13 protein-coding genes are annotated in these 14,185 nt (G+C 64.1%); 7 read left to right on the forward strand and 6 right to left on the reverse strand.

Annotation, left to right across the window (positions count from 1 at the left end; all coding sequences use genetic code 11):
* Positions 1–46: 46 nt before the first annotated feature.
* Both ACX80O_RS11425 and ACX80O_RS11430 read right to left on the reverse strand, forming a co-directional pair.
* Positions 47–676, reverse strand: a complete 630-nt coding sequence (locus ACX80O_RS11425) for an MBL fold metallo-hydrolase (protein WP_459333518.1) — start codon at positions 674–676, stop codon at positions 47–49.
* On the reverse strand, positions 676–1,761 hold the full coding sequence (locus ACX80O_RS11430) for an S-(hydroxymethyl)mycothiol dehydrogenase (RefSeq protein WP_459333519.1): 1,086 nt from the start codon (positions 1,759–1,761) through the stop codon (positions 676–678). Before ACX80O_RS11430 ends, ACX80O_RS11425 begins: the two co-directional genes overlap by 1 nt.
* Positions 1,762–2,093: 332 nt before the next feature.
* Between ACX80O_RS11430 and ACX80O_RS11435 the strand changes: the two genes are divergently transcribed.
* Together ACX80O_RS11435 and ACX80O_RS11440 are read left to right on the forward strand one after the other, a co-directional pair.
* Complete coding sequence (locus ACX80O_RS11435) at positions 2,094–2,729, forward strand: hypothetical protein (RefSeq protein ID WP_459333520.1); 636 nt, start codon at positions 2,094–2,096, stop codon at positions 2,727–2,729.
* Positions 2,730–2,850: 121 nt separating this feature from the next.
* The gene (locus tag ACX80O_RS11440; protein WP_459333521.1) at positions 2,851–4,497 is read left to right on the forward strand and encodes an HNH endonuclease signature motif containing protein; all 1,647 of its coding nucleotides are present in this window, start codon (positions 2,851–2,853) and stop codon (positions 4,495–4,497) included.
* A gap of 126 nt (positions 4,498–4,623) precedes the next feature.
* On the opposite strand, the gene ACX80O_RS11445 is transcribed toward ACX80O_RS11440, so the two are convergent.
* Together ACX80O_RS11445 and ACX80O_RS11450 are read right to left on the reverse strand one after the other, a co-directional pair.
* Positions 4,624–4,881 (reverse strand): mycoredoxin, encoded by a 258-nt coding sequence (locus tag ACX80O_RS11445; protein ID WP_459307780.1) that lies wholly within the window; start codon positions 4,879–4,881, stop codon positions 4,624–4,626.
* A gap of 135 nt (positions 4,882–5,016) precedes the next feature.
* A complete protein-coding gene (locus ACX80O_RS11450) occupies positions 5,017–5,454 on the reverse strand; it encodes a VOC family protein (protein ID WP_459333522.1) in 438 nt (145 codons plus the stop codon).
* 128 nt (positions 5,455–5,582) lie between these two features.
* Here ACX80O_RS11450 and thrS point away from each other — a divergent pair, with 128 nt between their 5' ends.
* The 4 genes from thrS to pdxS all read left to right on the forward strand — a co-directional run bounded on the left by thrS (position 5,583) and on the right by pdxS (position 9,834).
* Positions 5,583–7,598, forward strand: coding sequence for a threonine--tRNA ligase (gene thrS / locus ACX80O_RS11455; protein WP_459333523.1), 2,016 nt, complete (start codon positions 5,583–5,585; stop codon positions 7,596–7,598).
* A 5-nt stretch (positions 7,599–7,603) separates the two neighbouring features.
* Positions 7,604–8,242 (forward strand): HIT family protein, encoded by a 639-nt coding sequence (locus tag ACX80O_RS11460; RefSeq protein WP_459333524.1) that lies wholly within the window; start codon positions 7,604–7,606, stop codon positions 8,240–8,242.
* Positions 8,232–8,852, forward strand: a complete 621-nt coding sequence (pgsA, locus tag ACX80O_RS11465) for a phosphatidylinositol phosphate synthase (protein WP_459307776.1) — start codon at positions 8,232–8,234, stop codon at positions 8,850–8,852. The genes ACX80O_RS11460 and pgsA overlap by 11 nt, the downstream gene beginning before the upstream one ends.
* 67 nt (positions 8,853–8,919) lie before the next feature.
* Positions 8,920–9,834 (forward strand): pyridoxal 5'-phosphate synthase lyase subunit PdxS, encoded by a 915-nt coding sequence (gene pdxS, locus ACX80O_RS11470; RefSeq protein ID WP_196841623.1) that lies wholly within the window; start codon positions 8,920–8,922, stop codon positions 9,832–9,834.
* Positions 9,835–9,952: 118 nt separating this feature from the next.
* On the opposite strand, the gene ACX80O_RS11475 is transcribed toward pdxS, so the two are convergent.
* Both ACX80O_RS11475 and ACX80O_RS11480 read right to left on the reverse strand, forming a co-directional pair.
* Positions 9,953–10,660, reverse strand: a complete 708-nt coding sequence (locus ACX80O_RS11475; protein WP_459333525.1) for a GNAT family N-acetyltransferase — start codon at positions 10,658–10,660, stop codon at positions 9,953–9,955.
* A 9-nt stretch (positions 10,661–10,669) separates the two neighbouring features.
* Positions 10,670–12,679: a M3 family metallopeptidase gene (locus tag ACX80O_RS11480; RefSeq protein WP_459333526.1), complete on the reverse strand. Its 2,010-nt coding sequence runs from the start codon at positions 12,677–12,679 to the stop codon at positions 10,670–10,672.
* A gap of 94 nt (positions 12,680–12,773) precedes the next feature.
* On the opposite strand from ACX80O_RS11480, the gene ACX80O_RS11485 reads away from it, so the two are divergent.
* Positions 12,774–14,111 (forward strand): CapA family protein, encoded by a 1,338-nt coding sequence (locus ACX80O_RS11485; protein ID WP_459333527.1) that lies wholly within the window; start codon positions 12,774–12,776, stop codon positions 14,109–14,111.
* Positions 14,112–14,185: the final 74 nt, after the last annotated feature.

The following is a 14,185-nucleotide window of genomic DNA, read 5'->3' on the forward strand; positions in this document are numbered from 1 at the left end:
CTAGGTAGTGGCCACGGGGCGGTCGTCGTCGTTGTGCTGTTGAGCTTTAGTGGCCGCGCTTGATCCACTCATCAAGGGATGGTGCTTCGGCGCCGACCGTCGTCGAGTCGCCGTGCCCGGGGCGCACCACAGTCTCAGCCGGGAGGCTGAGCAGGCGGTCGCGGATGGACTCGATGATCGTCGGGAAGTCGCTGAAGGACCGGCCGGTGGCACCCGGACCACCCTGAAACAGCGTGTCGCCGGTGAACACCGTGCCCGCCTCCTTCAGGTAGAAACTCACCGACCCGGGGGAGTGTCCGGGGGTGTGCAGCGCCTTGAGGGTGACGCCAGCCACCTGGAACTCGTCGCCGTCGTTGATCTCCTGGTCCGGCGCGGTGCCGGGGTAGACCTGGTCCCACAGCATCCGGTCGGCGGAGTGCAGATGGATTGGAGCCTTGACGGCCTCGTGCACGTCCCCGACGGAGCGGATATGGTCATCGTGCCCGTGGGTCAGCAGGATGGCTCGCACCGGCCGGCCGTTGATCTGCTCGACGATCGCGTCGGCGTTGTGGGCTGGGTCGATGACGATGCACTCGGTGTCGTCGCCGATGATCCAGACGTTGTTGTCAACATCCCAGGTGCCGCCGTCGAGGGAGAAGGTCCCGGACGTGACGAGGTGTTCTACACGGGCGGCCATCAGAGTTCCACCACCGAACGGAGCACCGAACCGTCGTGCATTTTGTCGAAGGCTGCTTCGACCTGGTCCAGGGTGATGCGCTCGGTAACGAACGCGTCGAGGTTCAGGTTGCCCTGCTGGTAGTGGCTGACCAGCATCGGGAAGTCCCGTGACGGGAGGCAGTCTCCGTACCATGAGGATTTCAGGGAGCCGCCGCGGCCGAAGATGTCGAGGAGTGGGAGTTCCAGCATCATGTCGGGGGTGGGGACGCCCACGAGCACCACTGTGCCAGCGAGATCGCGGGCGTAGAAGGCCTGCTTGTAGGTTTCGGGGCGGCCGACGGCGTCGATCACCACGTTGGCCCCGTTGCCGTCGGTGAGTGCCTGGATGGCCTCGACTGCGTCCTGGTTCTTGGAGTTGACCGTGTGGGTCGCTCCGAGCTTCCTGGTGGCTTCGAGTTTCCGGTCGTCGATGTCGACGGCGATGATCGTCGTCGCGCCCGCAAGCTTGGCGCCAGCGATGGCTGCGCTGCCCACTCCGCCGCAGCCGATGACTGCTACCGAGTCGCCACGGCGGACGTTTCCGGTGTTGATGGCGGCGCCGATGCCTGCCATGATGCCGCACCCCAGCAGGCCAACGGCCGCGGCATCCGCAGCCGGATCCACCTTGGTGCACTGGCCGGCTGCGACGAGGGTCTTCTCAGCGAAGGCGCCAATGCCCAACGCGGGGGACAGTTCGGTGCCGTCCTCGAGGGTCATCTTCTGGGTGGCGTTGTGGGTGTTGAAGCAGTACTGGGCCTCGCCGCGGCGGCAGGCACGGCATTCTCCGCACACCGCGCGCCAGTTGAGGATGACCCGGTCGCCAAGCTTCACCTCGGTGACATCGGGTCCGACGGCGCTGACCACGCCGGTGGCTTCGTGGCCGAGGAGGAACGGGTAATCGTCGCTGATGCCACCCTGTTTGTAGTGCAGGTCGGTGTGGCAGACGCCGCAGGTGAGGATATCCACCAGCGCTTCACCCGGTCCCGGATCGGGCACGAGAATGGTCTCGATGCCCGCTGGTGCGTTCTTTTCCCTGACAACTACGGCTTGGACTCTATGAACCATTTCTACACGGTCCTTTCAGTTGGGTACCTGGCGGTTATCCCAAGCATAGGCACGGACACCGACAGCGGTTCAATCAGGTGATTTCTGCCCCGCTCTGGGTGGGGCTTCACGCTCATCAGGCGGGGGAGCATACTGAAGTTCATGCGGGTGGATTGGCTCTGCGGTGAGGGGTGGTGTGGCTGATGGGGCGGTATCTATTGGCATCGAGCACGGCAGCTGGTATCGCTTTGCTAGGAGGATGTGGCTCCCAGGGCGATTCACCGGTGGTGGCCACCTGGCTTTTGGCAAGTCCGGATGAGGTGTCGCCGGCCTCAACGAGTTTAAAGTTGGGTGTGGAACGGGCGGCCTGCTCGAATGGCGTGACGGGCACGGTGCTGGACCCGGAACTCACCTATGAGGCCGATCGAATTGTCATTGAGACCTATGTTGAGCCCATACCTGGCCGCGAAACCGTGACCTGTCAGGGCAATAATGTGGTCGCGGTGACGGTCAATCTCACCGAACCCGTGGGAAACCGGGATCTGGTCGACGGTCTCTGTCTGGACGTGAATGCGGTTCCTGCGACGTACTGCGGCGAGGACGACGGCGTGCGCTGGGCCGTGCGCGAGCCGTCAGCATCAGCGATCTGGCGGCTACCCAAGGGCGAGGAGGTCTCGCCGAGTTCAACAAGTTTCCGGGTTGACGTGACTCGGATAGGTTGCTCGGGCGGGGTGACCGGACCTGTGCTGGAGCCCAAGATCACCTACGAAGAGGACCGAATCGTGATCAAGACCGACGTTGGGGCGTTGCCTGAGGCCGGCTATAACTGTCCCAGCAACGACATGGTCCAGCTAACTGTGGAACTGGCAGAACCGGTTGGCGCTCGGAGATTGATCGATGGGGGCTGCCTGGCGGGGGAGGCTGTCACCACAACCCTCTTTCAGAACGACGGCGTACGAGCTCCGTGGCCTCCACCTGCTGGGTCCTGAGAAGACAGTTCGCCGTTACCAATGCGGACCTTTTGTTGTGTTCGCTGTGGGCGTAATGCGGTCCTGGCTTCTGTCCTCTTAGCGGGCTAGGAATGTCGGTGGCGGGTGATGGGATGGGGGTATGAAGCAGCAGGAGAAGGCTGGCCACAACCGGAGCATCGCTGAGGTGTTTTCCGCCAGTCTTGGTGGTCCGGCGGGCCCTGGTTTTCCGGGTGGTTCGGGGTCGTTGGCGTTGATGGATCCGTCGTGGAGTCCCGGTGAGGTCGCGGGTGTCTTACGGCGAGTGGGTAAGTCCGCGCGGGCTCACCGGTTCGCGGCCAACACTGCACCCACCCCGGCGGAGCTGGCTGGGCCCGCATCACTGGTCGGCATGCTGCTGCCACGGGACACTGTTGAGGGCGCGCCTGAAGAACCAGCGGAGCAGCCGGCTGACGGCCCTGCTGAAGGCGCTGGTGGGGGTTTGCCGGGGACTGCTGCGTTGTTGGTGGCGGTGGAGCGGTTGGCGTCGTGGATCGCTGCCCGGCAGGCGGAACTGGTTGCTGCCCTCCATGTTGAGGTGCAGGCCCAGGCCGCCGCCCTTGCTGCCTCGCGTAGCGGATCGGGTTCGCAGATTGGTAACGGGCTCGGCTTCACCCTTTCTGCCGAGGAATTGGCGCCGTTGCTGAATATTTCCGGCCGGGCAGCGCACCGGTTGCTGGGTCAGAGCCTGACCCTGGTCCTGGACCTCCCGAAAACCCTGCACTGCCTGGGCCGGGGAATGATTTCGGTCCGGCAAGCCCAGATGATCGCCGACGAAGCGTTGTTCTTACCGGCCGAGGTGTTGCCTGGGTTCGAGGATCAGGTCCTGGCCCGCGGCGCGCATCTGACCCCGCCACGGTTGAGAGCGACCTGTCACCGGGTCCGGGAAAGACTGCATCCCGAATCGAGCACCACCCGCAAGGCCGCCGCAGCCTTGGACCGGCACGTGGAAGTGACCCCAGCCCAGGACGGGATGGCCTGGCTCTCCGCGTATCTGCCGGCCGAGCAGGCCTGCGGCATCGAACACCGCCTGACCTTCACCGCACGGGCCCTGCAAAACCCGTCCGAATCCCGGACCCTCACCCAACTCAAGGCGGACGTCTTCAGCGACCTCCTCACCCACCACTGCCCACCCACCGAGAGCACTCACCACGACGACGCCGACGCTGATGGTGCTGGCGGTGCCGCTGACGGTTGCGCCGGCACTGGTGATACCGGTGGTGCTGCTGGGGCTGGTGGTGGTGGTGGGTTGGTTGATCTTGCGTCGGTGAAGGGTGTGCAGCCGGTGGTGTTCGTGACCGTTCCGGTGCTGACCCTGCTCGGCGGCGATGGGCCGGCCGACCTCGAAGGGTACGGTCCGATCGACCCGGACACGGCACGCCAACTCGCCGCCCACGCCCCCGGATTCATCAGGATCCTCACCCACCCCGAAACCGGGACCGTGCTCAGCGTCGGCCGGGACCGCTACAAAGTCCCCCAAGGCCTGCGCACCACCATCCTGGTCAGGGATAAAACCTGCCGCCACCCGGGCTGCAACCGGCCCGCGCCGGCCTGCGATATCGACCACACGATCCCCTGGCACCAGGGCGGGACCACCAGCTACGACAACCTGGCAGCGCTCTGCCGACGCCACCATATGCTCAAAACCGAGGGCTACTGGCACTACGAACAACCCGAACCAGGGACCATCGCCGCTACCTCACTGACCGGCAAAAACTACACCACCCTGCCCCAACCACCACCCTTCTAACCTGGGCGAGAGGTGGGGCAAGCCATGGGCGAGAGGTGGGGCACCATGTGAGAGCAGGCGGCGGGGCAAAAGGTCGGACATGCCTGGAGCCGTGGTGCCGGCTTCACCGGATCGAAGAGTGCAGAGCTAGCTTCCCAAACGAGCCAGGACGTCCGACACCGAAGGGTTGGTAGCAGCGGAGCCGTCGGGGAACAGCACCGTCGGGACCGTCTGGTTACCACCGTTGAGGGATTCGACCAATGCCGCGGTGCCTTCCACCTCTTCGATGTTGATCTCGGTGTAGCCGACTCCCTTGGCATCCAGCTGCTTCTTCAACCGGCGGCAGTAGCCGCACCAGCTGGTTGAGAACATGGTGATCGTGCCGGCATCGGGGGTGAAGTCCACGGTGCTCCTTCTTGAATTGATAAATCGAATTAAGGGAAGCGCTGGGAAGCGCTCACTCAGTTTGGGCGGTCCATAGTCTTCAACACGCGGAACTGCAGTTAGATTCCTGAGCCGAGCTCGGGCACTGCTTTCCGGTCAGACAATCTCGCGCAGCGAGACGGTGCCGTCCTCGGCGACAGCCAGGCCCGGATTGTGGCAGACCTCCCAATGGAAGCCGTCCGGATCGGCGAAGTACCCCGAATATCCGCCCCAACTCATCGCGGTCCCCTCCGCGATCAGCTCAGCACCGGCATTGACCGCCGTCTGAAGGATCACATCCACCTCATCGGGAGAGTCCACGTTATGCCCCAAAGTCAGCGGAGGTGCGATGGGTCCGTGACCGATGTTCCCCACCTCAGCAGCCAGATGATCCGCCCTGAAGAGGGACAGCACCAAACCATGGCCTACCTGGAAAAATGCCACCTCATCAGGAACGTAGACCAGGGGCTCCCAGCCAAGAGCTTTAGCGTAAAAACCGTAGGACGTATCAAGGTTACGGACGCCCAACGTAATGACTGAGACCTGAGACTTCATGGATTGATCCTACTGACACCGTGGCGCTTCGGCAGCGACGCGCGCTAGCCAGGTTGTTGGAGGCGCCCAAGCACAGCAGATACCATCAGAGAGTTAACCCGCCGTACCACCCTAGCTAGGAGACCACTGTGTCAGCGCCCTCCCTTATCACCCTCCTCGTCGACGGCGAGGAGCACCAGGTGACTACGGGCACAACCGGCGTTGACCTGTTCGCGGAACGCCGCGACGTCGTCGTCGTCCGGGTGGACGGTGAACTGGTCGACCTTGACCAGCCGATCCCCGCGGGTGCCCGCGTTGAACCCATCACCATCAGTTCACCCGAGGGGCTGGAAGTGCTGCGCCACTCCACGGCCCACGTGATGGCACAGGCGGTCCAACAACTGCGCCCCGATGCAAAGCTCGGCATCGGCCCCTACATTACCGACGGATTTTACTTCGACTTTGACGTCGAAACCCCCTTCACTCCAGAAGACCTGAAGCAGCTCGAAAAGATGATGCTGAAGATCGTCAACAACAACCAGCCGTTCGTCCGCCGCGTCGCCACCGACGCCGAAGCCCGCGAAGCGATGGCCAACGAGCCCTACAAGCTGGAGCTGATCGGCCTCAAAGGCGGTTCGGGCGATATCACTGACGACGACGGCGCCTCCGTCGAGGTTGGCGCCGGCGAGCTGACCATTTACGACAACATCGACCGCAAGAGCGGCGACGTGGTCTGGAAAGACCTGTGCCGTGGGCCACACCTGCCCAACACCAAGCTCATTTCCAACGCCTACGCCCTGACCCGCTCCGCCGCCGCCTACTGGCGCGGCAGTGAGAAGAACCAGCAGCTGCAGCGCATTTACGGCACCGCCTGGCCCACCAAGGACGAGCTGAAGGCCTACCAGGAGCGCATCGCCGAAGCTGAGCGCCGCGACCACCGCAAACTCGGCACCGAGCTGGATCTGTTCTCCTTCCCCGACGAGCTGGGCTCCGGACTGCCCGTCTTCCATCCCAAAGGCGGCATCATCCGCAAGGCGATGGAGGACTATTCCCGGCAGCGCCACGTCGACGCCGGCTACGAGTTCGTCTACACCCCGCACATCACCAAGGGGCACCTGTACGAGGTGTCCGGCCACCTGGACTGGTACCGCGACGGCATGTTCCCGGCGATGCACGTCGACGAGGAACTCAACGAGGACGGCACCGTGCGCAAGCCGGGCCAGGACTACTACCTCAAGCCCATGAACTGTCCCATGCATAACCTGATCTTCAAATCCCGGGGCCGGTCCTACCGGGAACTCCCGTTGCGGATGTTCGAGTTCGGGTCCGTGTACCGATACGAAAAGTCGGGGGTGGTACACGGGCTGACCCGCGTCCGCGGTATGACCCAGGACGACGCCCACATTTACTGCAGCCGCGAACAAATGAAGGACGAGCTCACCGAGACGCTCAACTTTGTCCTCGGCCTGCTCAAAGATTACGGACTGGACGACTTTTACCTCGAACTGTCCACGAAGAATCCTGAAAAATCGGTCGGGTCTGACGAGATCTGGGAGGAAGCCACCCGGACCCTCGCCGAGGTGGGGGAAGCTTCCGGTCTTGAGCTGCGGCCCGATCCAGGTGGAGCCGCGTTTTACGGTCCGAAGATCTCGGTGCAGGCCCGCGACGCCATCGGCCGTACCTGGCAGATGTCCACCATTCAGTTGGACTTCAACCTGCCGGAACGGTTCGAACTCGAATACCAGGCGGCGGACGGCACCCGGCAGCGCCCGGTGATGATCCATCGCGCCCTGTTCGGCTCCATTGAGCGGTTCATGGGCGTCCTGACCGAGCACTACGCGGGCGCGTTCCCGGCCTGGCTCGCTCCGGTCCAGGTCCTTGCCATCCCGGTGGCCGAAGCGTTCAACGACTACCTGTTCGACGTCGTCGCCTTACTCAAGGCCGAGGGAATCCGTGCCCAGGTGGACATCGGTACCGACCGGTTCCCGAAGAAGATCCGCACCGCAAGCAAGGAGAAGGTTCCCTTCGTGCTGATCGCGGGCGGAGATGACCAGGATGCCGGAGCCGTGTCCTTCAGGTTCCGCGATGGTAGCCAGGACAACCAGGTGCCGATCGATGAGGCAGCGCGGCGCATCGTCGAGGCCGTCCGGAATCGGGACAAGTAAAACGTATGGAGAGTGCTACAGGGGCTGACGGGCAACACGCCGATGGGCGTTATCCGGGCGACGACGGTGTGACCGATGACTTCGAGATCGCTGGCGTCCCGGATGCCTTTCAGCGCCTGTGGACTCCCCACCGGATGGCGTACATCAAGGGTGGACAGTCCCAGTTCAAGGACAAAGACGACTGTCCCTTCTGCGTTGCGCCGTCCCGCAGCGACGAGGATTCACTCATCGTGCATCGGGGGATCCACGCCTACGTGATCCTCAACCTCTTCCCTTACAACCCGGGGCACCTGCTGGTCTGCCCCTACCGGCATGTACCCGACTACACCGACGTCGACAGCGACGAGACGATCGAGATCGCCGAGCTTACCCAGACAGCGATGCGGGTGCTGCGGGAAGTGGCTAAACCCACAGGCTTCAACCTCGGCATGAACCAGGGGGTCACCGGGGGAGCCGGCATCGCCGCCCACCTGCACCAGCACGTGGTGCCGCGTTGGGGTGGAGACGGCAACTTCCTGCCGATCATCGCTCAAACCAAGGCGATCACCCAAACCCTCGACGAGGTGCGGATCCAGATGGCGGGTGCCTGGCCCCAGACCGCTGGTGTTCGGACCCCACAGGCCGGTGATTCAGGTGCTGAATAAGTATGCGCGCAGTTTTTTCACGAGGCTTTTCAGCCCGATCGCCAGGCTCTTCCTCAGATGGGGCGTCTCTCCCGACGCGGTGACTATTGTCGGAACCTTGGGCGTGGCGATCGGTGCCCTGGTTTTTTACCCGCTGGGTGAACTGTTCTGGGGCACCATCTTCATCACCGCCTTCGTGTTCTCCGACTTGATCGACGGCATCATGGCCCGCATCAAGGGCGCAGGTGGCACTTGGGGAAACTTCCTTGACTCCACCCTGGACCGGATTGCCGACGGTGCCTTGTTCGCCGGGGTGGCTATCTGGTTCTTCGGCGGCGGCGACAACCACCCCATCGCTATTGCCGCGCTGGCGTGCCTGGTGTTGGGCATGCTGGTCTCCTATGCCCGGGCAAAAGCGGAATCCCTGGGCTTCACAGCAAACGTTGGCATCGCCGAACGAGCCGAACGGCTGGTATCGGTTCTGGTGGTGACCGGCCTGACCGGACTGGGGTTACCCCAGGCGTTCCTCCTGACTGTCCTGGTCCTACTGGCTCTCGCAAGCACCGCGACAGTGATTCAGCGGGTAGTGGCAGTTCACAAACAGGCGATGGCCTCCAGCGACACCCGTTAGCGGCAATTGCCGCCCATGAGCGGGCGTATTATTAATTGTTATCTTTTACCTAACTTAGGGGCGAATTGTGTCCACCGTTGAAGAAACTTCGACAACCGCGCCCGTGACCGGCAGCAGCCGGGTCAAGCGCGGCATGGCTGAAATGCTCAAAGGCGGCGTCATCATGGACGTGGTCACCGCGGAGCAGGCGCGCATCGCTGAAGATGCTGGCGCCGTCGCGGTGATGGCGCTCGAGCGTGTTCCCGCCGATATCCGCGCGCAGGGTGGCGTGTCCAGGATGAGCGATCCGGACATGATCGACAGCATCATTGCGGCTGTCTCCATTCCGGTGATGGCAAAGGCAAGAATCGGGCACTTTGTCGAGGCGCAGGTTCTGCAGTCCCTCGGCGTCGACTACATCGACGAGTCCGAGGTCCTGACCCCCGCCGACTACGCCAACCACATCGACAAGTGGAAGTTCACCGTCCCCTTCGTCTGCGGTGCAACTAACCTGGGCGAGGCGCTGCGTCGCCTCAACGAGGGTGCTGCGATGATCAGGTCCAAGGGTGAGGCCGGCACCGGCGACGTCTCGAACGCCACCATGCACATGCGTAAGATCCGTTCGGAAATCCTTCGCCTGTCATCGATGGCTGAGGACGAACTGTACGTGGCAGCGAAAGAGCTGCAGGCACCGTTTGACCTGGTCAAGGAAGTAGCGCGGACCGGAAAGCTCCCGGTCGTGCTCTTCACCGCGGGCGGCATTGCCACCCCGTCCGACGCAGCAATGATGATGCAGCTCGGAGCCGACGGCGTGTTTGTTGGCTCGGGAATCTTCAAGTCGGGCAACCCGGCTGAACGCGCCGCAGCCATTGTGAAGGCCACTACCTTCCACGACGATCCCGACATGATCGCCAAGGTGTCCCGTGGCCTGGGCGAAGCAATGGTTGGCATCAACGTTGACGAAATCCCTGAGCCTCACCGCCTCGCCGAGCGCGGCTGGTAAGCACCAGGTTACCCCGGACAAAAAGTCGGACCGCCAGAATCTGGCGGTCCGACTTTCTGTCGATGCAGGTCAGTGCAGGCCGAGCAGGTCGAGCAGGTCGGTCAGCGTCGCATCCACATCACAGTTGCCGCCAGTAAGTCTGGCCCCTGCCGATCAGCTCAAACCCCCGCTTTGAGTACAGCTCGTAGCCTTGCGGTGTGGCGTTCAATGCCAGATGCTCGGCGCCCGAGGCCGCGGCGGCCTTGGAGAGTCTGCTCAACAGCGCAGTCCCCAGGCCGCGCCGCTGGTAGTCCTGAAGTACCTCCATATTGAAGATGCCACCGAGCCCTTTGAGCCCCGGAACCCCTGACGGGTAGAACGAATACCCCGCGCCAACAATGCTGCCGTCCAACCGTGCCTCGGCATGCCACGCCTGACGGGGCTGGGACCGCACCACCCGTAGTTCCTGCGCCAGGGGCCCCCCGTAGTCGGGGACGTCGGTGGACAGGGAGGTGCCGGCGTCGTCGTACGCGGAGGGTTCCTCGACCGGAGCAGCCATCCACCAGGGCTGCCAGCCCGGGCTGAAGCCCAGCCCGGTCAGCTGGGACCCCTTCACCCCGCCGCCGAGCCACGCTCCCGCGCTGTGAGCACCCAGCCGGACGCCTTCCGCCAGGGCGGGCCGGATCCCCGCGGGGGAGATTTCCTGAGGAAAGAGCAGGATCAGCTCACGCCGCGCTGGCAGCCACACCCAGTCGGACCCGTGAGTTGTGAAGGTTCGGCCGCTAGTCGCTGAGGACACCGCGGCAAACCAGGAACGTTGGAGGCGCTGGCACGCCGCGATGGTCACCATGGTGGTCTAGGCCAGCCCGCGGCGGGTGAGCAGGGGATCGATCAGTGCGTCGCGGCCGCGGAAGTTGCGGAAGGCCTGCAGCGGATCAATGCTGTTGCCGCGGGAGAGCAATTCGGTCCTGAAATGGTCGCCGTTCTCGCGGGTGAGTCCGCCCGCGGACTTGAACCACTCGACGGTGTCGGCGTCCAGTACTTCGCTCCAGATGTAGGCGTAGTACGCCGCCGAGTATCCGCCGGCGAAGATGTGCTTGAAATAGCCGGTACGGTAGCGTGGCGGGACAAGGGAGAAGTCCAGCCCTGCGGCGGCCAACGCCTCCCGTTCGAACGCCGCCGGGTCGGCAACCGTGGATCCCTCCGGAAGGGCGTGCCAGGCGAGGTCCAGCAGGGCTGCGCCCAGGTACTCGGTGGTGGCGAAGCCCTCGCCCCAGGTCTGGGCGGCGAGCAGCTTGTCGATGGTCGCCGTCGGCAGCGCCTCGCCGGTCCGGTGATGCTTGGCGTAATTGGCCACCACCTCCGGCCACAGGATCCACATCTCGTTCACCTGCGACGGGTACTCGACGAAGTCCCGGGGCACACTGGTACCTGAGAAGGTGGGGTAGGTGACCGCGGAGAACAGCCCATGCAGCGCGTGGCCGAACTCGTGGAAGGTGGTCACCACCTGGTCGAAGGTGAGCAGGGTCGGCTCGCCGGCCGGCGGCTTGGGAATATTGAGGTTGTTGACGACGACGGCGTGGGTCCCGTTCAGCGCTGACTGTTCCACAAAGGAGTTCATCCAGGCGCCGCCGTTCTTCGTGTCCCTGGTGTAGTAATCGCCGAGGAACAGGCCCAGCCCGTCGCCGTCGGCGTCCTTGACTTCCCAGACCCGCACCTCGGGGTGGTAGCCCTCAAGATCGGTCCGCTCGGTGAAGGTCAGCCCATACAATCGGTTGGCGGCGAAGAAAATCCCGTCCTGCAAAACACGTTCCAGTTCGAAGTACTGGCGTAGTGAAGCGAGGTCGACGTCGAACTTGGCGGCGCGCACCCTTTCCGAGTAGTAGGCCCAGTCCCAGGCTTCGATCGGATGGCCTGCGGCAGCCTCCAGCTCCACCGCCTCGGCTCGCGCATTGCGGACAGCCGCCGGTGCGAGCTGTCCCAGCATCCGATGGATGGCGTCGAGTGAGGGTGCTGTCTGGTCATCGGTGGCGGCCGCGGCATGGCTGTCAAACCCGAGGAGAGCTGCCCGTTCGGCGCGCAGCTCCGCCATCCGGGCTGCAATGCCCAGGGTGTTGAACTCGTTGTCGGCCAACCCCCGGCTAATCGACGCCTCGTGCAACCGCTGGCGGGTGGTCCGGTTGGTCAGGGTCTCCAACGCGGGTTGCGCCGTCGGCAGGATCAAGGTGATCAGGTACTTGCCAGGCTGGCCAGCCGACTCGGCGGCTGCGGCAGCCGATCCGACGTCATCGGCGGACATGCCGTCCAACTCGTCGACGGTGTCAACCCACAGGGCGGAGCGGTTGGTGTCCTTCAGGAGTCGCTGCTGGAAGTCGGTGCTCAGCTGGGACAGCTCGGTGTTCAGCTCCCGGAGCCGGTCCTGGGCGGCGTCGTCGAGCTGGGCACCCGCACGGATGAACCGTTTGACGTATTCCTCGACCAGACGGGTTGCCTCCGCGTCCAGACCGTCAGCCGATACGGCGTTGACCCGCTCAAACAATTTACGGTTCAGGAAGATGTTATCTTCGTGGGCGGCGTAGCGCGGGGCGACCGCGGTCTCCAACTCCTGGATCGCCGGGGTGGAATGGGACGAGGAGCTGTTGTAGAACGCCAGGGCCACCCGGCGCAGGGTGTCCCCGGCGCGTTCGAGACCGACGATGGTGTTCTCGAAGTCCGCCGGCTCCCGCGAGGAGACGATCGCGTCAATCTCCGCGAGATGTTCGGCGAAGCCCGTTTCGAAGGCCGGCAAATAGTGGTCGTCCTTAATCAGCCCAAACGGGGGGAGCTGATACGGCAGGGTACTTGGTGCGAGGAAAGGGTTGCTCATAACAACTACCCTTACACACCAGCGACCCGCTCTCCAGCACCCGGTATACCCCAGCTGTGACGAAACGGGGACTATCGACGATGCAAGGTCTATCATGACTGTACGTCCGTTCAAGGAGGCTGCCATGGCAGCGAGGCTGAACAGGGTGGCGGCGACGGCGCTGACCATCGGAATGCTCTGCGGCTGCTCAGGAGTGGACGGCGGCACCCCCACAGCAGGTGACGGCACGACGGTGGCAGCGTCCGCCACCGCGTCCGGTTCGGCGACGAGCACCAAGTCAGCACCTGAACTGTCTCCCGAACCAGCACCTGAACTGTCGCCTGAACCGTCTCCTCAGCCAGCGCCTGAGATCACCCCAGGCGAAGGGCCACCCTGTGCGGCGGATCGTTGTTTCACAGTGGCCGCCACCGGCGACCTCCTGATCCATCCGGGCCTGTGGGAGCAGGCTGCCGCCGACGCGCACGACGCCTCCAACGACCCTGCCGCCGGTGGCACCGCATCCTTCGACTTTGGGCCCTTGCTGGCGAAGCAACGGGAATACCTGAACCACAGCGATCTGGGATTGTGCCACCTGGAAACCCCTGTGGCGGTGCCCGAGGGCCCGTTCAGTGGTTACCCCCAGTTCAACGTGCCGCCGCAGATCCTCGACGCTGCCAAAGCCGTCGGCTACGACGCCTGCACCACGGCCAGCAACCACACCATCGACGCCGGCACCCAGGGGTTGACCAGAACACTCGACGACCTCAACCGGGTGGGTCTTGAGCACACCGGTTCCTACGCCGACGAGAAATTGTCCCAGGACGTCATGATCCTCGAAACCACTGCCGCACGGGTGGCAGTCATCGGGGCCACCTACGGCCTCAACGGGCTGATCCCCGACCAGCCCTGGCAGGTTGACCTGATCGACGCCGACGTGATGATCGCCAAGGCGCGGCAGGCCCGGACGGAGGGGGCCGACGTCGTAATCGCCGCCATGCACGCCGGTGATGAGTATGCTTCGGTGCCCAACGCGCAGCAAGTCGAGGTGGCCCACGCCCTGGCCGACAGCGGCGAGGTCGACCTTATTTACGGCCACCACACCCACTCGGTGCTCCCGATCGAGAAGTACAACGGCACCTGGATTGTTTACGGCCTGGGCAACGGGGTCAGCGAACTGTCCCCGGTCCATGCCGTCAACAACGAGGGTCTGATGATCAGGGCCCAGTTCGCGCAAACTGACGGCGCGTGGACGGTCAGCGATCTGGCCTGGGTACCGTCGATCATTGTCAGCGCTCCGTACCGCTGGTGCGCGCTGCCACCGGAACAGCCGCCCGGCGAGTGCACCTCGCCAGACCGGGAAGCTGAGGTCAGCGCCCGCATCCTGGCCACGGTTGACACCTACGGAGCGGTCGACGACGGTGCCCACCTCTGGAATCTCGCCGAGGACCGGTGACCCGGGCTGGCTACTTGTATCGCCTGAGAGGTTGGTGACCCGGGCTGCGTGACCCGGGCCGGGCGCAGCCGGCC

This window comes from Arthrobacter glycogeni, from assembly GCF_054511155.1.